The following is a 23,248-nucleotide window of genomic DNA, read 5'->3' as shown; positions in this document are numbered from 1 at the left end:
CCCTTAGCATGGGCCTCGACGTCGACGAACGGAGAATTGTCCCGTGATCACCGCGATCGTGCTGATCGACTGCGCCACCGACTCCATTCCCGAGGTGGCCGAGACGCTGGCCAACCTGCCCGGCGTCAGCGAGGTCTACTCGGTGGCCGGGCACGTCGACCTGATCGCCATGGTCCGGGTTCGCGAGTTCGAGCAGATCGCCCAGGTCATCGCCGGCCGCATTTCCAAGGTGCCGGGCGTGCTCAACACCGAGTCCCACATCGCGTTCCGCGCCTACTCCCAGCACGACCTGGAGGAGGCGTTCGCGATCGGGCTGGCCAACGCCGACTGACCCGCACGCCGGTGGCCGGCCCGCCCCCGTGGGGCGGACCGGCCACCGTGGGCCGTACGCGTCAGCTCTGGCCGGGCGCCGGGGTCTCCGTGGTGCCCGGAGCGGGCTCCTCGGTGCCGGTGCCGCCCGGAGCCGGCGACTCGGTGCCGCCCGGCGCCGGCGACGTGGTGCCGCCCGGGCTGGGCGTGCCGCTGGCGCTGGTCTGCGGGACCGGGACGCCCAGGGTCTGGGCGAGGGCCACCAGTTCGTCGTAGTGCGCCTGGAGGATCGGCAGGGCGTCCTGGGCGAGCTGGACCACCGACTGCTCGGAACCCTGCGAGATCTCGGTCTGGGTGGCCTGGATGGCCTGGACGTGGCCGGCCAACTGGGCGGTCACCCACGCCTTGTCGAACTCGGCGCCGTTGAGGTTGTTCAGCCGGTCGAGGACCTTCTGCTGGTCGGCGGTCGGGTCGGCCGGCAGCTGGACGTTGAGCTGCTGGGCGGTGGACTGCACCGTCTGGTCCAGCTGGGTGTGGTCCGTCACGAACATCTTGCCCAGGTCCTTGACCTGCTGGTTCTGGCCCTTCTGCTGCGCCAGGTTACCCGCGGTGATCTCGAACAGGTTCACCTGGTGCACCGCCTGCAGGTACTGCGTGTCCTGCGTCGACGGTTGCGCCGCGGCCTGGGCCGCGGCGGCCGGTGCCAGTCCCACGAGCACCAGCGCGGCCAGCAGGCCCAGGCGTTTGATTCCCAACATGCTTTCCCCCCCTTGAGACGTTGGACCGCACGGATACCCGGCTGACCGGGGTTATTCCTGCGATTCCACCCGTCCGTGTCGGGGGGTGGCGGGACACCGGGACGGGGCCGACCGGCGTCCCGCGGCGGGAAGGGGACGGCAGGGCCGGAAACGGCCGTGGCGCCCGCCGGTGATCCGGCGGGCGCCACGGTCAGTCGTAGCCGGGTGGGTCAGCGGCGGCTCTCGCCGCTGCCGATCTCCTCCCGCTCCGGTCGGGCCTCGACCGGCGGGTGTCCCGGCGAGACCGGCGCCTCGGCCGGCTTCTCGATCGGGTAGAAGAAGCCCCGGATGGCCGGGCCGAGGGCGCCGAGCCGGTTCATCTTCTTCGGGACCACCCAGCCGACGTAGTCCAGCGCCGGGCCGTGCCCGTCGTGCCCGTCGGTCGGCGTGAGCGGCTGGTGGACCTCCATGAACCGGCCGTCGGGCAGCCGCTTGATGATGCCGGTCTCCACGCCGTGGGCCAGCACCTCCCGGTCGTGCTGCTGGAGACCCAGGCAAAGCCGGTAGGTGAGGTAGTAGGCGAGCGGAGGAACCACCAGCAGGCCGATCCGGCCGGCCCAGGTCATCGCGTTCAAGCTGATGTGGAACTTGTCGGCGATGACGTCGTTGGCGCCGGACAGCGTCAGGACCAGGAAGAAGCCCACCGCCATGGCGCCGGCCGCGGTCCGGGCCGGAGTGTCCCGGGGCCGCTGGAGCAGGTTGTGGTGCTTGCGGTCCTTGAGGTGCCGGGCCTCCAGGAACGGATAGAACAGCGAGATCATCACGAGGATGCCCGGCAGCACCACCGTCGGCCAGAACAGCGGCGGGATGACGTAGCCCTCACCGATGGGGATGCTGATCGCCCACGCCGGCATGAGACGGGTCGAGCCGTCGAGGAACATGACGTACCAGTCGGGCTGGCTGGCGGCCGAGACCACCCACGCCTCGTACGGGCCGAAGTACCAGATCGGGTTGATCTGGAAGAGGCCACCCATCAGCGCGATCACGCCGAAGACGACCATGAAGAAGCCGCCCTGCTTGAGCGCGTAGCGCGGGAACATCCGCTCGCCGACCACGTTCTCGTTGGTCCGGCCGGGGCCGGGCCACTGGGTGTGCTTCTGCTTGAAGACCAGGCCCAGGTGGACGCTGATCAGCGCCACCAGCAGGCCCGGGATGAGCAGCACGTGGGCGATGAAGAAGCGGCTGATGATGATGGTGCCCGGGAACTCCCCGCCGAAGACCGACGAGGTGACCCAGGAGCCGATCACCGGGATCGACAGCATGATCGCGGAGGCGATCCGCAGGCCGGTGCCGGAGAGGCCGTCGTCCGGCAGCGAGTAGCCGGTGAAGCCGGCCAGGAAGCCGACCCAGAACAGCAGCGAACCGATGATCCAGTTCGTCTCACGCGGCTTGCGGAACGCGCCGGTGAAGAAGACCCGGAGCATGTGCACCACGATCGCGGCCATGAACAGCAGCGCCGCCCAGTGGTGCATCTGCCGCATGATCAGGCCGCCCCGGACGTCGAACGACAGGTCCAGGCTGGAGGCGTACGCGGCCGACATGGGGGTGCCCCGCAGCGGGGCGTAGCTGCCGTCGTAGACCACCTCGGTCATCGCCGGCTCGTAGAAGAAGGTCAGGAACACACCGGTCAGCAGCAGGACGACGAACGAGAACAGCGCGATCTCGCCCAGCAGGAAGGACCAGTGGTCGGGGAAGACCTTGTTCAGCAGCTTGCGGAGCGGGGTGGCCACCTGAAAGCGGTCGTCCACCGCCCCGGCGGTCTTGGCCGGCAGAGCGGCCGGATCGAACTTTCGGCGCTTCATGGCCGCTCCCAGAAGTCGGGACCGATAGCTTCGGTGTAGTCGGACTTCGCCACGAAGAAGCCCTCCTCGTCCACCTCGATCGGCAGCTGCGGCAGCCGCCGGTTCGCCGGGCCGAAGATCGGCGTGGCGTTGTCGGTGATGAGGAACTGCGACTGGTGGCAGGGGCAGAGCAGCCGGTTGGTCTGCTGCTCGTAGAGGCTGGCCGGGCAGCCCGCGTGGGTGCAGATCTTGGAGAACGCCACGTAGTTGCCCCACATGTAGCCGGCGTGGCCGATCTCCGGCCGCGCGTTGGCCTCCCGGGACTTCTGCGCGTCGTCCTCGCGCAGGTGGATCAGCAGGGTCGGCGAGTCGGCGTGCTTGTTGCTCACGCCGCCCTCGATGCCCGGGAACACGGTGATCTGGCCACCGACGCTGACGTCCGACGGGCGGATCGGCCGGCCGTCCTCGCGGATCAGGCGGATCCGCTCGCCACGACTGGCCCCCGCGAACCCGGTGGTGAACATCTGGCGGTTCTTGTGCGGGTTGGAGATCAGGCCGCCGACCAGCGGCGCCGCGACGACCGCGCCGACCGGCAGCAGGCCGGCGAGCAGCGAGACGCCGAGCAACGGCCGGCGCTTCACCCCCAGCTCGTCGGCCATGTAGAGCATGGTCTCGCCGGTGATCTTGCGATCCTCCGGGGAGCCCGGCTGGTCGTGCCGGTCCTGGATCGAGACCTCCTTCGGCAGCAGCTTCTTGCCCCAGGTGAGGATGCCGAAGCCGATGCCGAGGAGGGCGATGCCCAGGGTCACGCCGAGCAGCGGGGTGTAGTACTTGTCGCCGCCGCGACCGGCCTCCCACTTCCAGGGCCACCAGATGTAGATGATCAGGAACGCGGTGGCGGCCAGGCCGGTCAGCAGGAACATCGCGGCGACCGTGCGGGTCACCCGGCGCTCCGCCTTGCTGCCCGGGACGACCTGGGGCTCGTAGTGGACGATCTCGATGTCGTCCCGCCGCGCGCCCTCCTCGACGATCTCGAACCGGGAGAGCCGGGGGTCGTTCACGTCGAGCGGCTCCGGGCCGCGCTGGGCCTGGTGCTCGGTGTGGGTGCTCATGCCGTCACCTCGCTACGGGTGGCGCCGGGGGCCGGCGTCACAGCACTGAAACGAATCATCCGCCCGGTCACGACTTGCCCGCAATCCACAGGCTCGCGAAGACCAGCGCGACGATGCCGACCAGGAAGATCGCGAGACCCTCGGTCGACGGGCCGTAGCGGCCCAGGTTGAAGCCGCCCTGGTCCTGGTTGTGCTTCAGGGTCTCCTGGATGTAGGCGATGATGTCCGCCTTCTGCTCCGGAGTGATCTGGTTGTCGCCGAACACCGGCATGTTCTGCGGGCCGCTCAGCATTGCGGCGTAGATCTGCCGGTCGCTGGCCGGGCGCAGGCTCGGCGCGTACTTGCCCGAGGAGAGGGCGCCGCCGCCGCCACCGAACGCGTGGCACTGCGAGCAGTTGATCCGGAACAGCTCGCCACCGGCGGCCATGTCCGCGTTCTCGTGCAGGTTGTTGCCCTGCGGCACCTGCGGGCCGCCGCCGAGCTCCTGGATGTACTGGCCGAGCTGGCGCACCTGCTCGTCGGTGAACTGCGGGGGCTTGCGCAGGGCCTGCGCCTCCTGCCGGGCCATCGGCATCCGACCGCTGCTGACCTGGAACTCGACCGAGGCCGACCCGACGCCGATCAGGCTCGGACCACGTCCCTCGACGCCCTGCGCGTTGCGACCGTGACAGGTCACACAGCTCACGTCGAACAGCGCCTTGCCCTCGTTGGCGGCGGCGGTCAGGGGCGGGTTGTCCTGGGCCTGCACACCGGGGGCGAAGACGGTGTAGGCGCCGCCGGCCAGCATCAGCGCGGCGGCCAGCCGGACCGCGGCACCCAGCCGGCGGCGGCCCCTGCTGCGCGCTACGGGCCGCCCGCGCAGGCGCGCGAGCAGACCGCGTCGGCGGTCGTTGTCAGAAGTCATGACCTGTGTCCTTAACCGGTTGGACCTTGTCTCAGGGGACGGAGCAGCGGCGCGATACGTGACGCGCCAAGATCACTGGAGCCAGTAGATCATGGCGTAGAGCCCGATCCACACGACGTCGACGAAGTGCCAGTAGTAGGACACGACGATCGCCGAGGTCGCCTGCGCCGGGGTGAACCGGCCCATGGTGGTGCGGATCATGAAGATGATGAACGCGACGAGACCGCCGGTCACGTGCAGGCCGTGGAAGCCGGTCGTCAGGTAGAACATCGACCCGTAACCGTCTTCGTTGATCTTGACGCCCTCGTGCACCAGGTTGCGGTACTCGTTCGCCTGGCCGAGCACGAAGATCAGGCCCATCACGAAGGTGATCGTGAACCACCGGCGGAGGGCGTGGACGTCACCCTTCTCGGCCGCGAAGACACCGAGCTGGCAGGTCACCGAGGACAACACCAGGATCACCGTGAAGGTGGTCGCGTAGGGGATGTTGAGGATCTCGGTGTGCTTCTCCCACTGCTCCGGCGCCGCCGCGCGGATCGAGAAGTACATCGCGAACAGCGCCGCGAAGAACATGAGTTCGCTGGAGAGCCACACGATCGTCCCGACGCTGACCATGTTGGGCCGCGTCAGAGAGTGGATCCGGCTCTTGTCAATGGCTGGGGCCGCAGTCACGCGGTCATTATTGCCCTTGACCGGGACCGACGATCAGCGGGGTGGCAAACCTGTGCCATCAGTGGCCCGATAGGGGTCGTCCGCTTCGCCTGACCTACCCTGAAAAGCGTGCTGCACGTCGATCCGATCTTCGCCGCCACCTCGGTGGGCCCGGCGACACTCGCGGCGGGGGGCGAGGCCGTCCCGCCGCCGTTCACCGTGGCCCGGGTCCTGACCGAGACCCGGCTGGACAGCTGGCTCACCCTCGGCCTCGTGCTCGCCGCCGGTCTCTACCTCTACGGGGTGTACCGGCTGCGGCTGCGCGGCGACCGCTGGCCGGTGGTGCGTACCGTCAGTTTCCTCTTCCCGGGCCTCGGCGGCATCGCCGCGGTCACGGTCAGCGGGCTGGGCGCCTACGACACCGCGCTGCTGTCGGTGCACATGATCCAGCACATGGTGCTGTCCATGATCGCGCCGATCTTCCTGGCGCTCGGCGCCCCGGTGACGCTCGCCCTGCGCACCCTGCCGGTGCGCCCGCGCAAGCGCCTCCTGGCGATCGTGCACAGCCGGGTCGCCCGGGTCTACAGCTTCCCGCTGGTGGCGTTCGCCATCTTCGTGGTGAACCCGTTCGCCCTCTACTTCACGGGCCTCTACGAGATCACCCTCCGGCACGAATGGGCGCACGAACTCGTGCACGCGCACTTCATCATGACCGGCTGCGTGTTCTTCTGGCCGCTGCTCGGCCTGGACCCGCTGCCCGGACGCTGGCCGTACCCGGCGCGGGCGCTGCTCATGCTGCTCTCCGTGCCGTTCCACACCGTGCTCGGCCTCACCATCATGCAGAGCACCACCCTGCTCGGCGGCGACTGGTACCCGTCGCTGCACCTGAGCTGGTCCGACCCGTGGAACGACCAGGTGGTCGCCGGCGGCGTGCTGTGGGCCGGCGGCGAGTTCGTCAGCGTCACCATGCTGGCCGTGCTGGTCGTCCAGTGGATCAAGCAGTCCGAGCGCGAGGCCCGCCGGCTGGACCGCGAGCTGGACCGCCAGGAGGCGCGCGAACGCGCCGCGCAGACGAGCGCCTGACCACGCACCGGTACGCCAGGGCGGGGCGATCGCCCGGATGTGACGCCCGCTACGATCAGCGGGCAGCTACGAGGTGGGAGTCACGTCACGATGAGCGATCGTCTTTGCACCGTCCTGCTCTACAGCGACGACCCGAAGGTCCGGGACCGGATGCGACTCGCCGTCGGCACCCGGCCCGCCCCCGGGCTGGAGATCGAGTTCGTCGAGGCCGCCGACTACGCCGGTTGCGTGCGGCTGGTCGACGACTACGAGATCGACCTGCTGCTGCTCGACGGCGAGGCGAGCCCCGGCGGCGGCCTCGGCATCGCCCGCCAGATCAAGGACGACCGGGACGACGCCCCGCCGACCTGCGTGGTGCTGGCCCGCGCCGCCGACCGCTGGCTGGCCGCGTACGCCCAGGTCGACGCGACGCTGACCCACCCGCTCGACCCGGTGACCGCCGGCACCACCGTCGCCGAGCTGCTGCGGCGCACCCCCGCCGCGGCCTGAGCCGCCCTGCGACGGCTCCAGCCCGGCGCGCGCCGGGACCCGGCGCCGTCATCCCGGCGCCACGGCGACCGGACGCCACACCCGCTCTCACGCCCGCTCGGGAGGCCCGCCATGGGCGAACGGACCTGGCCGCTTCTGCTCAACGCGCTGCTGCGCGGCGAGGAGCTCTCCACCGCCGACACCGCCTGGGCGATGGGCGAGATCATGGCCGGCTCGGCCACGCCGGCCCAGATCGCCGGCTTCGCCGTGGCCCTGCGCACCAAGGGTGAGACGCCCGCCGAGCTGGGCGGCCTCGTCGAGGCGATGCTGACCCGGGCGGTCCCGGTCGCGCTGCCCGAGGAGGTCCGGGCCGGCGCGCTGGACGTGGTGGGCACCGGCGGCGACCTGGCCCACACGGTGAACATCTCCACGATGGCCGCGCTGGTGGTCGCCGGGGCCGGTGTCCGCGTGGTCAAGCACGGCAACCGGGCCGCCTCCTCCTCGTGCGGCACCGCCGACGTGCTGGAGTACCTGGGCGTCCCGCTGGACCTCGACCCGGAGCAGGTGGCGCGCTGCGTGACCGAGGCCGGCATCGGCTTCTGCTTCGCCGCCCGGTTCCACCCCGGGATGCGCCACACCGGCCCGGTCCGCCGCGAGATCGGCGTGCCCACCGCGTTCAACTTCCTCGGCCCGCTGACCAACCCGGCCCGCCCCCGGGCCGGGGCCGTGGGCTGCTTCGACCCGCGCATGGCGCCGGTGATGGCGGCCGTCTTCGCCGCCCGGGGCGACTCGGTGGTCGTGATGCGCGGCGAGGACGGGCTGGACGAGTTCAGCACCGGCGCGCCGACCCGCGTCTGGGTGGCCCAGCAGGGCGCCGTCAGGGAGGCGCTGCTGGACGCGACGGAGCTCGGGGTAGCCAGGGCCACCCTGGCCGACCTGAGGGGCGGTGACGCGGCGTACAACGCCGGCGTCGTCCGGCGGCTGCTGGCCGGCGAGACCGGCCCGGTCCGCGACGCGGTACTGGTGAACGCCGCGGTCGCGCTGGCCACCCAGGGCCCGCTCGACGGCGACCTGCACGAGGCGCTGCGCGCCGGCCTGGTCCGGGCGACCGAGTCGGTCGACTCGGGCGCGGCCGCGGGCGCCCTGGAGCGCTGGCTCCAGGTCGCCGGCACGCTCTGAGCCCCGGCGCCGTCCGGGTTCTGTCGGACCGGCGTGCCAAACTACACGGGAGTAATTTCCGTTTTCCGCCGATGGCGCCGCCGCTCGGCGGGCACCGGACCGAGAGGAGACGCCCGTGTCGGACCGCGAACTCCCCTGCGACAGCTGCGAGGGCGTCGTGCTGTTCGAGGCGCCACCCTGCGTCGACGGGCACGGCGCCGACTGCCCCGAGCTGATCTGCACGGGCTGCGGAGCGGCCGTGCTCATCGCCACGTTCGCCTTCCGCGCCCCGCGCGTGGGCAACCGCCGCGGCACCACCCGCCGGCCGCACCGCCGCGCCGCCTGACCCGGCCCCGCACCCGGGCGCCCGCCGCCTCGCCGCGGGCGGGACAGCGAAGGGCGGAAAAGCGGAAGGCCCGCGGCCCCCGAGGGGGCGCGGGCCTTCCGCTGACGATTCGGTCAGTGCTCGGCGGTGCGGCGGGTGCCGGAGTAGTACTCGAAGAGCAGGCCGCAGGCGCCGAAGACGACCGCCACCATGCCCACCCCGATCAGCCAGAACTGCCAGAAGACCAGGCCGAGACCGGCGATCGCGGCGGCCAGGGCCAGGCCGAACGGCCAGTAGCTGCCCGGGCTGAAGAAGCCGATCTCGCCCGCGCCGTCGGCGATCTCGCCGTCCGCCCGGTCCTCCGGACGCAGGTCGATGCGGCGCGAGACGAACCAGAAGAAGCCGCCGCACATCGAGCAGAGCAGGAAGGACAGCAGCAGCGCCACGGTGCCGACCCACTCGACCCGGCCGCCGTCGCCGTACGTCCAGGCGCCGTAGAGGATCGTCGCGCCGAAGAGGAACGTCGCGATGATGAGGAAGATCTTCCACTCGGTCTTCATGCCGGACCCCTCAGCTTCCCGCGCCGGCCGTCGCATCGGACGGGTTGAAGTTGGCCGTGGTGCGCCGCGTCTTGAACGGCTGGGTTTCGGTGGCGTACGGGTCTTCGCCGATCGCCTGGAGCGCTTCCTGGGTCGACTTGCCGGCCTTCTTGGCCGCCAGGAACTGGTCGTACTTCTCCGGCGAGACGACCCGCAGCTCGAAGTTCATGAAGGCGTGGTAGCTGCCGCACAGCTCGGCGCAGCGGCCGACGAAATGGCCCTCCTGGTCGAGGCTGGAGACCTCGAAGGTGTTGCGGATGCTGCCCGGCATGACGTCGCGCTTGAACAGCAGCTCCGGCACCCAGAAGGAGTGGACGACGTCGCGGCTCTGCTCCTCGAACCGGATCGACTTGCCGCTCGGCAGGACCAGCACCGGGATGACCTCGCTGGTGCCGAGCACCGAGGCGACCGTGTTGGCGTCGCGGCCCTGGCCGTCGCGGTAGTTGAACTGCCAGTTCCACTTGAAGGCGACGACCTCGACGGTGACGTCGGGGTTCCTCGACTCCTTCACCACGTCGGTCTGCACCACCGCGGTGTAGTAGAAGAGCACGGAGACCACGAGGATCGGCGCGATGGTGTAGAGGAACTCCATCGGCAGGTTGTAGCGGGTCTGCACCGGCAGCGCGTTGCCGCGCTTCCGGTAGCGGATCACGCACCAGAAGATCAGGCCCCAGACGAACACGCCGACCGCGAGGGCCGCGATGCAGGACGCGATCCACAGGTCGTACATGCGGTGCGACTCGGGCGTGATGCCGCCCTGCGGCCAGCCGAAGCCGCCGAACGTCCTGCCGACGTCACAGCCGGTGAGCAGAACCAGCAGCGCGGCTCCACCGAGACCGAGCCCGGCGAGTCGACCAGCACCACGCCGCCGGCTCCCGCCGGCCCCCGAGGAAGCGCTGTGCCGTACGGCCGACGGCCGTACCTCCGAACTCCTTGCGACCACCTGGTCCTGCCTCCCTAGCGCGCCGCGGTGATTGTTTCGCTCGACACCGACGGCAAAGGCGTCACCGACGGTCGCAGATTACTCGACCATGACGGGCCTGACCGTCTTGGGGTCACTGTCCGCCCCCATCGGGGAGATCTTGGGCGTACCGGGGCGATAGCGTGAACGTTCGTGAGCGCAAACCCGGTCTACCTGGACGCGGCCACCGCCGCCCCGTTGCACCCGGTCGCGCGGCAGGCGCTGCTGGCCGCGCTGGACGACGGCTGGGCCGACCCGGCCCGGCTCTACGGCCAGGCCCGCCGGGCCCGCCAGCTCCTCGACGCCGCCCGCGAGGCCGCCGCGCAGACCCTCGGCGTCCGCGCCGACGAACTCTCCTTCACCCCCAGCGGTACGGCGGCCGCGCACGCCGCCGTGCTCGGCGGCCTGTCCGGGCGGCGCCGGGCCGGGGCGGCGCTGGTGCACTCGGCGATCGAGCACTCGGCGGTGCTGCACGCCGCGGAGCGGCACGTGGCCGGTGGGGGCGACGCCGTGGGCGTACCCGTGGACCGGCTCGGCCGGGTCGACCTGGACGCCTGGGCGGCGGCGGTGGCCGGCCCCGGCGTGGCCCTGGCCGCCCTGATCGGGGCGAGTCACGAGGTGGGCACGGTGCAGCCGGTGCCCGCAGCGGCGGAGCTCTGCGCCGAGGCGGGGGTGCCGCTGTACGTGGACGCGGCGCAACTGGCCGGCCGGGCGCCGCTGCCGGCCGGCTGGTCGGTGCTGAGCGCCAGCGCGCACAAGTGGGGCGGGCCGCCCGGCGTGGGGCTGCTCGTGGTGCGCAAGGGCACCCGCTGGGAGTCGCCGTTCCCGGCCGACGAGCGGGAGTCGGGGCGTACCCCGGGGGTGGTGAACCTGCCCGCGGTGGTGGCCGCGGCGGCGAGCCTGCGCGCGGCGGCGGCCGACGCGGCGACCGAGGCGGCCCGGCTCGGGCCGCTGGTCGACCGGATCCGGGCCCGGGTGGTGGCCGAGGTGCCGGACGTGGAGGTGGTCGGCGACCCGGTGGACCGGCTCCCCCACCTGGTCACCTTCTCCTGCCTGTACGTGGACGGCGAGGCGCTGCTGCACGCGCTGGACCGGCGGGGCTTCGCGGTCTCCTCCGGCTCCTCGTGCACCTCCTCGACGCTGCGGCCGTCGCACGTGCTGGAGGCGATGGGGGTGCTGTCGCACGGCAACGTCCGGGTGTCGCTGCACCGGGAGACCACCGAGGCCGACGTCGACCGGTTCCTGGCCGAGCTGCCCGGGATCGTGGCCGACCTGCGCGCCGAGGCGGGGGTGACCGGCCTGTGAGCGCGAACAGCGAGCCGGACGAGGTGCTCGACTGCCGGGGCCAGCGCTGCCCCCTGCCTGTGATCAACCTCGCCCGGCGGCTGCCCGAGCTGCCGGTCGGCGCGGTGATCCGGGTGCTCGCCGACGACCCCGCCGCGGCCGTGGACATCCCGGCCTGGTGCCGGATGCGCGGCCAGGAGTTCGTGGCCGCGCACCCCGACGGAGGCCCGGGCTACGACGTGCGCCGCAGCCACTGACCCGCGGCTCAGCGGAGGGCGGTCACTGCAGGTGCGGCCGGACGTCCTCGGCGGCCGCGTCGCCGTACGACTCGGCGAGCCGCTTGACGAACAGGTCCCGGCGGACCTCGTACTCCTGGCCGCCGAAGTTCTCCAGCACCAGCGTGGCGAGCAGGCAGCCGACCTGGGCGGCGCGCTCCAGGCCGACCCCCCAGTTGAGGGCGGCGAAGAAGCCGGCCCGGAAGCCGTCGCCGACGCCGGTCGGGTCGATTGCCTGGATCTCCCGGGCGATCGGCACGTGGATGGTGCCGACCTCCCGGCCGGCGATCTCCACGCCCTGCTTGCCCAGCGTGGTGACCCGCACCTTCACCCGGTCCAGCAGCTGGGCGTCGGTCAGCCCGGCCTTGCTCTGCAGCAGCGACTTCTCGTACTCGTTGGTCATGAGGTAGTCGGCGCCGTCGACCAGGCCGAGCACGTCCGCGCCGTCCATCCGGGCCAGCTGCTGCGACGGGTCGGCCACGAAGGCGTAGCCGCGCTCCCGGCACTCCGCGGAGTGCCGGATCATGGCGGCCGGGTCGTTGGCGCTGACCAGCACCAGGTCGAGGCCGCCGAGCCGCTGCGCCACCGGCGCCAGCTCGATGTTGCGGGCCTCGCTCATGGCGCCCGCGTAGAACGAGGCGATCTGGCACATGTCGGTGTCGGTGGTACAGACGAAGCGGGCCGTGTGGGCGATCTCGCTCACGTGCACCGAGTCGCAGTCGACGCCGTGCCGCTCCAGCCAGGACCGGTAGTCGGCGAAGTCGGCGCCGACCGCGCCGAGCAGCACCGGGCGCAGCCCGAGCTGGGCCATGCCGAAGGCGATGTTCGCGGCGGTGCCGCCGCGCCGGAGGACCAGCTCGTCGACGAGGAAGGACAGCGAGACCTTGTCCAGCTGGTCGGCGATGAGCTGGTCGGCGAAGCGGCCGGGGAAGCTCATCAGGTGGTCGGTCGCGATCGAGCCGGTCACGGCGATCTTCATGTCAACCCTCGCGGTCGGGAGCACGGCGCGGGTCAGCCTACCGGTCGCCCCGACCCGCCGGACGGGGGTCGGTCCACAACCGGTCTTGCCCCGCACATCCGGGCGTCACCGTCCGGACACCCACCGGAGGCGACAAAAACGGCGGGACCACCCCGTGAGGGATGGCCCCGCCGTCAGGCAGGTGTCGTCGGCCCGTCGACTCAGCTGAACGAGTCGCCGCAGGCGCAGGAGCTGCCGGCGTTCGGGTTGTCGATGGTGAAGCCCTGGGCGTCGATCCGGTCGGCGAAGTCGATGGTGGCGCCGGCCAGGTAGGGGGCGCTCATCCGGTCGACGACGACCTCGACACCGCCGAAGTCGGTGACGACGTCACCGTCGAGCGACCGCTCGTCGAAGAACAGCTGGTACCGCAGGCCGGAGCAGCCGCCCGGCTGCACGGCGACCCGGAGCCGCAGGTCGTCACGGCCTTCCTGCTCGATCAGGGCCTTGACCTTCTGCGCCGCGACGTCGGTGAGGACGACGGTGCTGGGGGCCTTGGCCTCGGTCGACTCGGTCTGCGCTGGCGTGGTCACGTGGAAGTCTCCCTGCGCGGTATGGGGTCCGGACGCACTGGCCAACGCCGCACGTCCGCCAATGATTCCCGGTGTGGTCCAGGTCCGATCGTACGCCGCCCCGACCGGCGGCACCTCCGGTGGCACGAGCCGCGTCGCGTGAGCCGCGCCGCAGGCCACGGCGGGCTCAGCGGCTCCACTGGCGGGCCAGGCGGGCGCCGAGCGCGCGCAGGCCCTCGGCCGGGCGGCTCATGGCCGCCTCCACTCCCCCGCGCTCCTCGCCGCCGAAGTGCTCCACCAGGCTGTGCGCCTCGGTCACGCCGGCCGCGGCGGCCTCCCGCCGTCCGGTGCTCACCCGGCCGGCCAGCACCACGCAGGGCACGCCCCGGTCCCGGGCGGCCCCGGCCACCCCGGCGACCACCTTGCCGCGCAGCGACTGGTGGTCGAAGGAGCCCTCACCGGTGATCACCAGGTCGGCGGCGTCCAGCGCGGCGTCCAGGCCGATGGCCCGGGTGACCAGGCCGATGCCGGACTCGCACCGGCCGCCGAGCGCGAGGACCGCCGCGCCGAGCCCGCCGGCCGCGCCGCCGCCGGGCAGCGCGCCGAGCCCGGACGGGCAGCCCGGCAGGTCCTTCTCCAGCACCGCCGCCCAGCGCTCCAGCGCGGCGTCGAGCAGCAGCACGTCCGCGCGGGTGGCGCCCTTCTGCGGGCCGTACACGTTGCTGGCGCCGTGCAGCCCGAGCAGCGGGTTGTCGACGTCGGTGGCGGCGACCAGCGCCCCGCCGCGCAGCCGGGGCGCGCCGTCCAGCGCCGCCACGGCGGCGAGGGCCGCCCCGCCGTACGGCAGGGCCCTGCCGGCCGCGTCCAGCGCGGTCACCCCGAGCGGGGTGAGCATCCCGGCGCCGCCGTCGTTGGTGGCCGACCCACCCAGGCCGACCACCACGGTCGTCGCACCGGCCTCCACGGCGGCGGCGACCAGCAGGCCGAGCCCGTAGGAGGTGGTCACCTTCGGGTCCCGCTCGGCGGCGGAGAGCAGGTCCAGGCCGCACGCCTGCGCGCTCTCGAGGTAGGCCACGCCGTCGTCGGTGAGCAGGATCTCACCGGCGGTCGGTCGGCCGAGCGGGTCGACGGTGGGCACCGGCAGCCGCCGCCCGCCGAGCGCGTCGGCGAGCACGGCCACGAACCCGGGGCCACCGTCGGCCAGCGGCCGGATCAGCAGTTCGTCGTCGGGGGCGACCTCCCGCCAGCCCTCGGCCACCGCGGCGGCCACCTCGGGGGCCGGCAGCGTGCCGGCGAACTTGTCCGGGCAGAGCAGCACGCGCATGCCGAGCAGTGTGGCAGGCCACATCCGTGGCGGCCGCACGGCGGCCCCGCTGTGGGACCATGGGGACGTGACTTCGACCTGGGTTGAGCCCTCCAACACCGCCACTGCGCTGCTGCTCCTCGGCCGCGGCAGCGACCCCGCCACCGAGCGTGGCGTGGAGTGTCCGGGTGACCTCCCCGCGCCGAGCGATCCGGACCTGGTGGCCCGGGCGGCCGCCGCGAAGGCGGCGCTCGGCACGAAGGTCTTCGTGCTCGGCCACCACTACCAGCGCGACGAGGTGATCCAGTTCGCCGACGTGACCGGCGACTCGTTCAAGCTGGCACGGGAGGCGGCCGCCCGCCCCGACGCGGAGTACATCGTCTTCTGCGGCGTGCACTTCATGGCCGAGAGCGCCGACATCCTCACCTCGGACCGCCAGAAGGTGATCCTCCCCGACCTGGCCGCCGGCTGCTCGATGGCCGACATGGCGGTGCTGTCGCAGGTCGAGACCGCCTGGGACGTGCTGACCGAGCTGGGCATCGCGGCGGACACCGTCCCGGTGACCTACATGAACTCCTCGGCGGACATCAAGGGCTTCGTCGGCCGGAACGGCGGCGTGGTCTGCACCTCGTCCAACGCCAAGCGGGCGCTGGACTGGGCGTTCGCGCAGGGGCAGAAGGTGCTCTTCCTCCCCGACCAGCACCTGGGCCGCAACACCGCCGTCCTGGAGATGGGTTTCTCGCTGGACGACTGCGTGCTCTACGACCCGCACAAGCCGAACGGCGGGCTGACCCCGGAGCAGCTGCGCGACGCGAAGATGATCCTGTGGCGCGGGCACTGCTCGGTGCACGGCCGCTTCACCCTCGACAGCGTCAACGACGTGCGCGAACGGGTGCCGGGGGTCAACGTGCTGGTCCACCCGGAGTGCCGGCACGAGGTCGTCAACGCCGCCGACCAGGTGGGCTCCACCGAATACATCATCAAGACCATCGAGGCGGCCCCGGCCGGCTCGGCGTGGGCCGTCGGCACCGAGCTGAACCTGGTCCGCCGGCTGGCGCTGGCCCACCCGGACAAGCAGATCATGTTCCTCGACCGGGCGGTCTGCTACTGCTCGACGATGAACCGGATCGACCTGCCGCACCTGGTCTGGGCACTGGAGGAGCTGGCGGCCGGCCGGGTGGTCAACCAGATCACCGTGGACCCGGACACCGCCGGGCACGCCCGGGCCGCCCTGGACCAGATGCTCGCGCTCCCGGGCGCCTGATCACCCTCGGTCACCTCACTGGTACGGAAACGCACCGGAATCCCCGGTTCGTGCCCTCGCTGGTGATGTGACCGATTCCATTCCCGTCACGGAGGGCTATGCTGCCGGGGCGACGACTCACGCGGCCCGTTTTGACCGGGCCGCCATCCGGGTAGCGATGCAGATCGTGCACCTGACTCATCTACACGGCAGCACCAACGCGCTGGAGGTTGCGTTGACCGACGACGTCCTGGTCGTACACGGAGGCACTCCGCTCGAAGGGCGGATCCGCGTGCGCGGCGCGAAGAACCTCGTGTCCAAGGCGATGGTCGCCGCCCTGCTGGGCGACACGCCCAGCCGACTGTTCGACGTGCCCCGGATCCGGGACGTGGAGGTCGTCCGCGGGCTGCTCGGCCTGCACGGCGTCAAGGTCAGCGACGGCGAGGAGGACGGTGAGCTGGTCTTCGACCCGTCCAACGTCGAGAGCGCCAGCACCGACCAGATCAACGTGCACGCCGGTTCCAGCCGGATCCCGATCCTGTTCTGCGGCCCGCTGCTGCACCGGCTCGGCCACGCCTTCATCCCCGACCTGGGCGGCTGCCACATCGGCCCGCGCCCGATCGACTTCCACCTCCAGGCGCTGCGCGAGTTCGGCGCGACCGTGGAGAAGACCCCGGAGGGGCTGCACCTGTCGGCGCCGAACGGGCTGCACGGCACCAAGTTCGCCCTGCCCTACCCGAGCGTCGGCGCCACCGAGCAGGTGCTGCTCACCGCGGTGATGGCCGAGGGCGTCACCGAGCTGCGCAACGCCGCGGTGGAGCCCGAGATCATCGACCTCATCTGCGTGCTGCAGAAGATGGGCGCGATCATCAAGGTGCACACCGACCGGGTCATCGAGATCCAGGGCGTGAAGCGGCTCAGCGGCTACACCCACCGGCCCATCCCGGACCGGATCGAGGCGGCGAGCTGGGCCGCGGCCGCGCTGGCCACCCGCGGGCACGTCGAGGTGCTCGGCGCCCAGCAGGCCGACATGATGACCTTCCTGAACATCTTCCGCTCGGTCGGCGGCGAGTACGAGGTCACCGACCTCCGCCCGCCGCGCGGCGGCGGGCCGGGCCAGGAGGGCGGCATCCGGTTCTGGCACCCGGGCGGCGAGTTGAACGCCGTGGCGCTGGAGACCGACGTGCACCCCGGTTTCATGACCGACTGGCAGCAGCCCCTCGTCGTGGCGCTCACCCAGGCCCGGGGCCTGTCGATCGTCCACGAGACGGTCTACGAGCAGCGGCTCGGCTACACCGAGGCGCTGAACTCGATGGGCGCCAACATCCAGGTCTACCGGGACTGCCTGGGCGGCACCCCGTGCCGCTTCGGCCGGCGCAACTTCAAGCACTCCGCGGTGATCGCCGGCCCGAGCAAGCTGCACGCGGCCGACCTGGTGATCCCCGACCTGCGGGCCGGTTTCAGCCACCTGATCGCGGCCCTGGCCGCCGAGGGCACCTCCCGGGTCTACGGCGTCGACCTGATCAACCGGGGCTACGAGGACTTCGAGGCCAAGCTCGCCGACCTGGGCGCGCACGTCGAGCGTCCCTGACGGCGTCTTTTACCGCGCCGCGACCTGGAGCCGCCGCCCGGTGCACCCGCGATGTGCACCGGGCGCGGCTGGTTGGCTACCCTTGCCGGCGTGCCGTCGCTGTTTCGCCGTAAGCCCGCCGACCTCGTCGAGGAGTCCGTCACCCCGGTGACGACCGACGAGGACTCCTCCGCTGCCCGTCCCCGGGGTTACACGCCCGCCAAGGGGCGCGAGACTCCGAAGCGCCCGGGCGCCGGCCGGCGCCCCGCCGGGCCGGCGAAGCCGCTGACCAAGGAGGAGGCCCGGGAGCAGCGCCGCACGGCGCGCGCCGAGTCCGCGGCCGAGTTCCGGCGGGAGGGCGGCCCGCGCGACCGGGGCCCGGAGCGGCTGCTGGCCCGCAACGTGGTCGACTCCCGGCGTACGGTCGGCACCTGGTTCTTCGGCGGCGCGCTGATCGTGCTGCTCGGCTCCAACCAGGCCATGCCGCCGATCGTCCGGCTGCTGTCGAACGTGCTGTGGGGCGCGCTGGCGCTCGGCGTGGTGATCGACTCGGTGCTGATCGCCCGCAAGATCAAGAAGCTGGTCCGCGAGCGCTTCCCCAAGAGCACCGAGCGGCTCGGCTCGCTCTACTTCTACGCGATCATGCGGTCGATCACGTTCCGGAAGATGCGCGCCCCGGCCCCCCGCGTGAACGTCGGCGACAAGATCTGACCGGACCCACCCGGAGTTGGCCCCTTCCCGCCTCGGCGGGGAGGGGCCGATGTCGTCGTCAGGCCACTCCGAGCAGGCGCAGCAGCGCGGTGGTGCCCGCCGCGGCGACCACGATCAGCACGAAGGGCGCCCGGCGCCAGGCGAGCAGCAGGCCGACCAGCACGCCCGCGGGCCGGGCGTAGCCGGCGAAGCCGCCGGCCTCGGTCAGCGTCGCGGTGGCGGCGAGCGCGGCCAGCAGCGCGGCGGCGCCGACCGGCAGCAGGTGGCGGGACCATTCGGGCAGGTCCAGCCGGTCGCGCAGCAGCACGCCGGCGACGCGGAAGCCGTAGGTGCCGGCAGCCAGGGCGAGGATCACGGCGATCAGCACGGGACCTCCCCGGCCCGCACGACCCGTCCGGCCCCGTCGCCGTCCGCCGATCCGCCGCCGCCGGGGTCGTCCGGTGCGGCGCCCGGGTCGCCCGGCCCGCCGGTCGACCGGCGGCGGCTCAGCAGGGGCAGGACCAGCGCGGCGAGTGCGAGCAGCACCGGCAGTCCGGCCGGCAGCAGCGGGGTGGCCAGCACGGCCAGCCCGGCGCCGGCGAGCGCCACCCCGCGGGTCTCCCGGTCGCGCAGGCTGGGCAGCAGCAGGGCGGCCAGCCCGGCCGGGAAGGCGGCGTCGAGCCCCAGGGCGGCCGGGTCGCCGACCGCGCCGCCGGCCAGCACGCCGAGGCCGGTGCCGGCGTTCCAGGCCAGGAAGAGCAGCACCCCGGCGAGCCAGAACGCGCGCCGCCGCCCCGGCCCGGCCGGGCGGGCCAGCGCGAACGCGGTCGCCTCGTCGGTCATCAGGTGGCTGCCGAGCAACCGCTGCCGGCGCCGGGAGCCCATTGCGCCGCCGAGGGCCAGGCCGAACGGCAGGTGCCGGGCGTTGAGCAGCAGGCCGGCGAGGACCGCCGCGAGCGGGCTGCCGGCCGCGATCAGGCCCACGGCCATGAACTGGGCGCCGCCGGCGTAGACCAGCACCGACATGGCGAGGGTGGCCCAGGCGGGCAGGCCGGCGGCCACGGCCACGGCACCGAAGGAAGCGCCCACGGCGAGCATCGCCGCGCCGATGGCGGCGACGTCACGGAGCACCCGGGCATCGCCCGTTCGATATGCCGTACGCATGGTCCATTATCCTGAACGCAAGGACCGGCGTTCGTCAAACCGAACAAACCTACCGTTGGAGCGAACACATGGCGATCGACCCCGCTCCCCCGCTCGCCACGATCGCGGCCGCCCTGCGCCGCGAGCGCGACCGGGCGGGCCTGTCGCTGACCGAGCTGGCCCGCCGCGCCGGCATCGCCAAGTCCACCCTGTCGCAGCTGGAGTCCGGGGCCGGCAATCCCAGCGTGGAGACGCTCTGGGCCCTCGGCGTGGCGCTGGGCGTGCCGTTCAGCCGCCTTGTCGAACCGCCCACCGCCGCCGTCCGGGTGGTGCGGGCCGGCGAGGGGCCCCGGATCCGCTCCGAGCACGCCGACTTCTCGGCCACCCTGCTCGCCGCCGGCGCGCCGCACACCCGGCGGGACGTCTACGTGATGGAGCTGGAACCCGGGGCGGTACGGCTCGCCGAGGCGCACACCCCCCGCAGCGTCGAGCACGTCGTGGTCGCCACCGGGCGGATGCGCGTCGGCCCCGAGACCGACCTGGTCGAGCTGGGGCCGGGCGACTACGCCACCTTCCCCGGCGACACCCCGCACCGGTACGAGGCACTGGCCCCCGGCACCTTCGCCGTGCTCGTCATGGAACACCCGTGAGCGCGGGCGCTCAGCCCACCTCGGCCGGCGCGCGGTAGAGCCGGGCCACGACCTCCTCGATGTCCGGCTCGACGATCGAGATGTCCCGCAGCGAGGCCAGGCCCGCCAGCCCCGCCACCACCTCGGCGACGCTCGCCGACTCCAGCGCGAAGACCAGCCGGCGCCCGTCCGCCTCCACCCGCTGCACCGGCGCGCCCGGCAGCACCGGCGGTGCGGGCAGCGCGGCGTCCAGCTCGGCCACCACCATGCGGCGGGAGCCGTACCGGCTGTGCAGGGCGGCGATCGAGCCGTCGTGCACCACCCGCCCGTGGTCGATCACCACGAGGCGGCGGCAGAGCCGCTCGATGTCCGCCAGGTCGTGGGTGGTGAGCACCAGGGTGGTTCGCCGGCCCGCCCCAGCTCCGCCAGGAAGCCGCGGACCGCCTGCTTGCTCACCACGTCCAGCCCGATGGTCGGCTCGTCCAGGAAGAGCACCTCGGGGCCGTGCAGCAGGGCGGCGGTCAGCTCGCCGCGCATCCGCTGGCCCAGGGAGAGCTGCCGGACCGGGGTGTCCAGGAACTCGTCGAGGTCCAGCAGGCTCCGGCAGCGGGCCAGCCGGGCCGCGTGCTCGGCGGACGGCACCCGGTAGACGTGCCGCAGCAGCGCGAACGAATCCCGCAGCGGCAGGTCCCACCAGAGCTGCGAGCGCTGCCCGAAGACCACGCCGATGCGCAGCGCCAGCCGGGTCCGGTCGGCCACCGGTCGCAGCCCGCAGACCCGCGCCCGGCCCGCCGAGGGCATCAGCACCCCGGTGAGCATCTTGAGCGTCGTGGACTTGCCGGCGCCGTTCGGCCCGATGTAGCCGAGCATCTCGCCCCGCTCCACCCGCAGGTCCACCCCGTCGACCGCGGTGACCGTCCGCTTCTCCCGGCGCAGCCGCCCGGTCCGCACCCGGACCGTGAACTCCTTGCGCAGCCCGTCCATCTCGATGACGTTCATGACCCCGTGCTCCGGTAATGGCGGATCCCGACGCGCCAGGCCAGGGCGGCGACCGCCGCGGCGACCAGCGCCACGCCGGGCGAGGCCCAGCCGACCCAGGCCGGCAGGCCCAGCGGATCGGGCCGGCCCAGCAGCGCCAGCGCCGGGTGGTAGCTGACAAAGGCGAAACCCATCCCGTACGCGAAGAGCGCCCGGAACCAGCCGCCGTAGACGGTGACCGGGTACGAGGTGAAGTCGCGCCCGCCGTAGGTGACCGAGTTGGCCAGCTCCCCCGAGTCGATCCAGTAGAACGACACCGTGGCGGTCGTGACGAAGACCGCGGCGAAGAAGACCACGGCGGCCGGCGGGGCGACCAGCGCGAGCGCCACCCGGCCCGGCGTCCAGTCGATGCCGGCCGAGGCGAGCGCGAACACCAGCACGGCCAGCCCGAAGACCGCCCGGGAGACCTTGCGCAGCGGCAGGTCCATCAGCAGCAGCTGGGGCAGCGCGGCGAGCGGCCGGACCAGCACCGCGTCGAAGAGGCCGGTGCGGACGTACCGGGGCAGCCGCTCGATGTTGCCGACCAGCAGGTCGGCCGTGGCGAACGCGAACGACGACAGGCCGACGACCACCAGTGTCTCGCGGAGCGTGAACCCGCCCAGCTCCCGGGTGACCCCGAAGAGCACCAGCACGGTCATCACGTCGAAGACGGTGGCGCCCATGTTGCCGACCAGGTCGACGGCGAACGAGGTCCGGTACGCCGCCTGCGACCGGGCCTGCGCCCCGAGCAGCGCCCGGTACGCCCGCCGCGTCCCCGGCTCAGCCACCCTGCACCACCAGCCGGTGCTCGGCCCGGCGCTGCACGAGCCGGCAGAGCGCCAGCAGCAGCACCGCCCAGGCGGCCTGAAGGCCGACCAGGCTCAGCTCGGTCGGCATCGGCTCCCGCTCGACCAGCACGTCCAGCGGTACCTGCAACAGGCTGGGGAACGGGGTGGCGTACCGCAGCGCGGCCTCCCACCAGCCCGGGAGGAAGCCGAGCGGGAAGTAGAGGCCGGCGAGCACACCGGAGCCCAGCGTCCAGAGGATCATCGGCCCGCGGACGTCCTCCAACCAGTACGCGGTGGCGTTGACCAGGTAGCGGCAGGCGAAGCAGACCACCACGGCGAGCAGCACGGACAGCCCGAACAGCGGCAGGGTGGCCCACTGCCGGGGCAGGTAGACGTCGAAGAAGAACGGGCCGATCACCACCGGCGGCAGCAGCCGGGCCAGCGAGGCGAACCCGGCCCGGCCCAGGTCGGTGGCGAGGTAGCTGGTCACCGGGTGCACGGGGCGGAGCAGGTCGGCGGCGATCTCCCCGGTCCGGATCCGGTCGGCCAGCTCGGTCCAGCCCCAGATCGCGATCACCGCGAGCAGCCCCTGCCCCGCCCAGACGAAGGTGCCGAGCTGGGCACGGTCGTAGCCGGCCACCGTGCCGGCCGCGCCGGCCACCGCCAGGAAGATGTAGCAGCGCAGGAAGCCGAAGACGGTGTTGGTGACGACCCCCGCCACGGCGGCCTGCCGGTAGGTGGCGTGACGCCGAAAACCGGAGGCGGCTATCGCGCCGAATGTCCGAAACCATCGGGTAACGTTTGGATCCGTGGGCGGTGCCACAGTGGCGGTGACAGAGCCCACGCCGCTACCCTCCTTCCGCAGCCACGACGTGCTGGACCGGGCGACTCTACCGGCACCAAGGGCGCCCAGCGCGACAATTTCCAACGAGGTGACATCGCCGTGAGCGAGCGACGCGAGCCGGCCCCGGGGCCGCGCCGCGCGGGCGGCGACAGGGTCCCCCGATGAGCGGCTGGGACCGCTGGCGCGAGCTGGCCGAACCCTCCTGGGCCGCCGAACCCACCCACGAGTGGCGCCCGCAGTTCCCCGGGCAGCGCTATCCCGGCGACATCGGACTCGAATACCTGACCCCGCCCGCGCCCCGTGGCCGCGCCTCGGCGGTCGGCCGGGCCGAGGTGCACCCGGTCAGCCCGGCGCCGGGTGGCGAGGACCCGTACCCGGTCAGCCCGGCCGAACCCGACGACCTCGACGGTCGGCGCGGCGGGCGGCCGGGCGGGGACGGGCGGCGGCCCGAGGACGGTTCCCGGCGTGGCGGGCCGGGCGACCGGTTCGACCAGCGGTGGGTGCGGCCGGAGCCGGTGCGCGGTGCGGCGCCGCTCCGGCCGGTCTCCCCCGCCGCCGAGCCCGGCTGGGTGCCGGAGCCGGAGGAGTACCCGCACGCGCCGCGGTCCGGCCGACCGGAGCAGCGCCGCGCGCCGGCGGACGGCCGGACCAACCCGCCGCCGGGCGGCCCGGTGGACCGGCGCGAACCGGCGTTCGACGGCCGGCGGGACCGGGCGTTCGAGGGCCGGCGCGACCCGGGATCCGACGACCGGCGTGATCCGCGGTTCGAGGAGCGCCGGGAGGCGGC

General features: G+C 72.8%; 25 protein-coding genes and 2 pseudogenes. 12 read left to right on the top strand and 15 right to left on the bottom strand.

Features of this window, described 5'->3' with window-relative positions; genetic code table 11:
- Positions 1–43 precede the first annotated feature (43 nt).
- On the top strand, positions 44–331 hold the full coding sequence (locus tag F8274_RS16180) for an Lrp/AsnC family transcriptional regulator (RefSeq protein ID WP_151463220.1): 288 nt from the start codon (positions 44–46) through the stop codon (positions 329–331).
- Between the two features lie 61 nt (positions 332–392).
- On the opposite strand, the gene F8274_RS16175 is transcribed toward F8274_RS16180, so the two are convergent.
- The 5 genes from F8274_RS16175 to F8274_RS16155 form a co-directional block, all read right to left on the bottom strand.
- On the bottom strand, positions 393–1,067 hold the full coding sequence (locus tag F8274_RS16175; protein WP_151463219.1) for a DUF4142 domain-containing protein: 675 nt from the start codon (positions 1,065–1,067) through the stop codon (positions 393–395).
- A 209-nt stretch (positions 1,068–1,276) separates the two neighbouring features.
- Positions 1,277–2,908: a cytochrome b N-terminal domain-containing protein gene (locus F8274_RS16170; protein ID WP_151463218.1), complete on the bottom strand. Its 1,632-nt coding sequence runs from the start codon at positions 2,906–2,908 to the stop codon at positions 1,277–1,279.
- Positions 2,905–3,999, bottom strand: a complete 1,095-nt coding sequence (locus tag F8274_RS16165) for a ubiquinol-cytochrome c reductase iron-sulfur subunit (protein ID WP_151463217.1) — start codon at positions 3,997–3,999, stop codon at positions 2,905–2,907. The genes F8274_RS16170 and F8274_RS16165 overlap by 4 nt, the downstream gene beginning before the upstream one ends.
- 67 nt (positions 4,000–4,066) lie before the next feature.
- Positions 4,067–4,903 carry a cytochrome c gene (locus tag F8274_RS16160; protein WP_151463216.1) on the bottom strand — a complete coding sequence of 279 codons (837 nt, stop codon included), beginning with the start codon at positions 4,901–4,903 and terminating at the stop codon, positions 4,067–4,069.
- A gap of 72 nt (positions 4,904–4,975) precedes the next feature.
- Positions 4,976–5,575: a heme-copper oxidase subunit III gene (locus tag F8274_RS16155; RefSeq protein WP_151463215.1), complete on the bottom strand. Its 600-nt coding sequence runs from the start codon at positions 5,573–5,575 to the stop codon at positions 4,976–4,978.
- A 108-nt stretch (positions 5,576–5,683) separates the two neighbouring features.
- Here F8274_RS16155 and F8274_RS16150 point away from each other — a divergent pair, with 108 nt between their 5' ends.
- The 4 genes from F8274_RS16150 to F8274_RS16135 all read left to right on the top strand — a co-directional run bounded on the left by F8274_RS16150 (position 5,684) and on the right by F8274_RS16135 (position 8,609).
- The gene (locus F8274_RS16150) at positions 5,684–6,637 is read left to right on the top strand and encodes a cytochrome c oxidase assembly protein (protein ID WP_151463214.1); all 954 of its coding nucleotides are present in this window, start codon (positions 5,684–5,686) and stop codon (positions 6,635–6,637) included.
- 90 nt (positions 6,638–6,727) lie between these two features.
- Positions 6,728–7,126 carry a hypothetical protein gene (locus tag F8274_RS16145; protein WP_151463213.1) on the top strand — a complete coding sequence of 133 codons (399 nt, stop codon included), beginning with the start codon at positions 6,728–6,730 and terminating at the stop codon, positions 7,124–7,126.
- Between the two features lie 111 nt (positions 7,127–7,237).
- Positions 7,238–8,284, top strand: coding sequence for an anthranilate phosphoribosyltransferase (gene trpD / locus F8274_RS16140; RefSeq protein WP_151463212.1), 1,047 nt, complete (start codon positions 7,238–7,240; stop codon positions 8,282–8,284).
- 115 nt (positions 8,285–8,399) lie between these two features.
- Positions 8,400–8,609 carry a hypothetical protein gene (locus tag F8274_RS16135; RefSeq protein WP_151463211.1) on the top strand — a complete coding sequence of 70 codons (210 nt, stop codon included), beginning with the start codon at positions 8,400–8,402 and terminating at the stop codon, positions 8,607–8,609.
- A 113-nt stretch (positions 8,610–8,722) separates the two neighbouring features.
- Here the strand turns inward: F8274_RS16135 and F8274_RS16130 are convergent, their stop codons facing one another.
- Both F8274_RS16130 and coxB read right to left on the bottom strand, forming a co-directional pair.
- Positions 8,723–9,148, bottom strand: a complete 426-nt coding sequence (locus tag F8274_RS16130) for a cytochrome c oxidase subunit 4 (RefSeq protein WP_151463210.1) — start codon at positions 9,146–9,148, stop codon at positions 8,723–8,725.
- A 10-nt stretch (positions 9,149–9,158) separates the two neighbouring features.
- The gene (gene coxB, locus F8274_RS16125) at positions 9,159–10,130 is read right to left on the bottom strand and encodes a cytochrome c oxidase subunit II (protein ID WP_151463209.1); all 972 of its coding nucleotides are present in this window, start codon (positions 10,128–10,130) and stop codon (positions 9,159–9,161) included.
- 171 nt (positions 10,131–10,301) lie between these two features.
- On the opposite strand from coxB, the gene F8274_RS16120 reads away from it, so the two are divergent.
- Together F8274_RS16120 and F8274_RS16115 are read left to right on the top strand one after the other, a co-directional pair.
- Positions 10,302–11,453, top strand: a complete 1,152-nt coding sequence (locus F8274_RS16120) for a cysteine desulfurase family protein (RefSeq protein ID WP_151463208.1) — start codon at positions 10,302–10,304, stop codon at positions 11,451–11,453.
- Positions 11,450–11,689 (top strand): sulfurtransferase TusA family protein, encoded by a 240-nt coding sequence (locus F8274_RS16115; RefSeq protein ID WP_151463207.1) that lies wholly within the window; start codon positions 11,450–11,452, stop codon positions 11,687–11,689. Before F8274_RS16120 ends, F8274_RS16115 begins: the two co-directional genes overlap by 4 nt.
- A gap of 22 nt (positions 11,690–11,711) precedes the next feature.
- Here the strand turns inward: F8274_RS16115 and F8274_RS16110 are convergent, their stop codons facing one another.
- From F8274_RS16110 to F8274_RS16100, 3 genes are all read right to left on the bottom strand, one after another.
- A complete protein-coding gene (locus tag F8274_RS16110; RefSeq protein ID WP_151463206.1) occupies positions 11,712–12,686 on the bottom strand; it encodes a carbohydrate kinase family protein in 975 nt (324 codons plus the stop codon).
- 200 nt (positions 12,687–12,886) lie between these two features.
- Complete coding sequence (gene erpA, locus F8274_RS16105) at positions 12,887–13,255, bottom strand: iron-sulfur cluster insertion protein ErpA (RefSeq protein WP_107079767.1); 369 nt, start codon at positions 13,253–13,255, stop codon at positions 12,887–12,889.
- Between the two features lie 166 nt (positions 13,256–13,421).
- The gene (locus F8274_RS16100) at positions 13,422–14,582 is read right to left on the bottom strand and encodes a glycerate kinase (protein ID WP_192579858.1); all 1,161 of its coding nucleotides are present in this window, start codon (positions 14,580–14,582) and stop codon (positions 13,422–13,424) included.
- A gap of 43 nt (positions 14,583–14,625) precedes the next feature.
- Here F8274_RS16100 and nadA point away from each other — a divergent pair, with 43 nt between their 5' ends.
- The 3 genes from nadA to F8274_RS16085 all read left to right on the top strand — a co-directional run bounded on the left by nadA (position 14,626) and on the right by F8274_RS16085 (position 18,061).
- Complete coding sequence (gene nadA, locus F8274_RS16095) at positions 14,626–15,801, top strand: quinolinate synthase NadA (RefSeq protein ID WP_151463204.1); 1,176 nt, start codon at positions 14,626–14,628, stop codon at positions 15,799–15,801.
- Positions 15,802–16,015: 214 nt separating this feature from the next.
- The gene (gene murA / locus F8274_RS16090; protein ID WP_151463225.1) at positions 16,016–17,371 is read left to right on the top strand and encodes a UDP-N-acetylglucosamine 1-carboxyvinyltransferase; all 1,356 of its coding nucleotides are present in this window, start codon (positions 16,016–16,018) and stop codon (positions 17,369–17,371) included.
- Positions 17,372–17,461: 90 nt separating this feature from the next.
- On the top strand, positions 17,462–18,061 hold the full coding sequence (locus F8274_RS16085) for a DUF3043 domain-containing protein (protein WP_151463203.1): 600 nt from the start codon (positions 17,462–17,464) through the stop codon (positions 18,059–18,061).
- 58 nt (positions 18,062–18,119) lie between these two features.
- On the opposite strand, the gene F8274_RS16080 is transcribed toward F8274_RS16085, so the two are convergent.
- On the bottom strand, positions 18,120–18,428 hold the full coding sequence (locus F8274_RS16080) for an AzlD domain-containing protein (RefSeq protein ID WP_151463202.1): 309 nt from the start codon (positions 18,426–18,428) through the stop codon (positions 18,120–18,122).
- Entirely contained in the window at positions 18,422–19,171 is a 750-nt protein-coding gene (locus F8274_RS16075) for an AzlC family ABC transporter permease (protein WP_225853820.1), read from the bottom strand. The genes F8274_RS16080 and F8274_RS16075 overlap by 7 nt, the downstream gene beginning before the upstream one ends.
- 101 nt (positions 19,172–19,272) lie before the next feature.
- Here F8274_RS16075 and F8274_RS16070 point away from each other — a divergent pair, with 101 nt between their 5' ends.
- Positions 19,273–19,833, top strand: coding sequence for a helix-turn-helix domain-containing protein (locus F8274_RS16070; RefSeq protein WP_151463200.1), 561 nt, complete (start codon positions 19,273–19,275; stop codon positions 19,831–19,833).
- Positions 19,834–19,843: 10 nt separating this feature from the next.
- Here the strand turns inward: F8274_RS16070 and F8274_RS16065 are convergent.
- The 3 genes and pseudogenes from F8274_RS16065 to F8274_RS16055 form a co-directional block, all read right to left on the bottom strand.
- Positions 19,844–20,811 (bottom strand): annotated as a pseudogene (locus tag F8274_RS16065) (ATP-binding cassette domain-containing protein).
- A complete protein-coding gene (locus F8274_RS16060; protein WP_151463199.1) occupies positions 20,808–21,617 on the bottom strand; it encodes an ABC transporter permease in 810 nt (269 codons plus the stop codon). Before F8274_RS16060 ends, F8274_RS16065 begins: the two are co-directional and overlap by 4 nt.
- Positions 21,610–22,461 (bottom strand): ABC-2 family transporter protein, encoded by an 852-nt coding sequence (locus tag F8274_RS16055; protein ID WP_151463198.1) that lies wholly within the window; start codon positions 22,459–22,461, stop codon positions 21,610–21,612. Before F8274_RS16055 ends, F8274_RS16060 begins: the two co-directional genes overlap by 8 nt.
- A 161-nt stretch (positions 22,462–22,622) precedes the next feature.
- On the opposite strand from F8274_RS16055, the pseudogene F8274_RS16050 reads away from it, so the two are divergent.
- Positions 22,623–23,248 (top strand): annotated as a pseudogene (locus F8274_RS16050) (hypothetical protein); the annotation flags it as partial.

Source organism: Micromonospora sp. AMSO31t (assembly GCF_008868175.1).
Classification (GTDB): Bacteria; Actinomycetota; Actinomycetes; order Mycobacteriales; family Micromonosporaceae; genus Micromonospora.
Note: the sequence above shows the minus strand (reverse complement) of the source record. Positions and strands in the feature narration are given on the sequence as shown.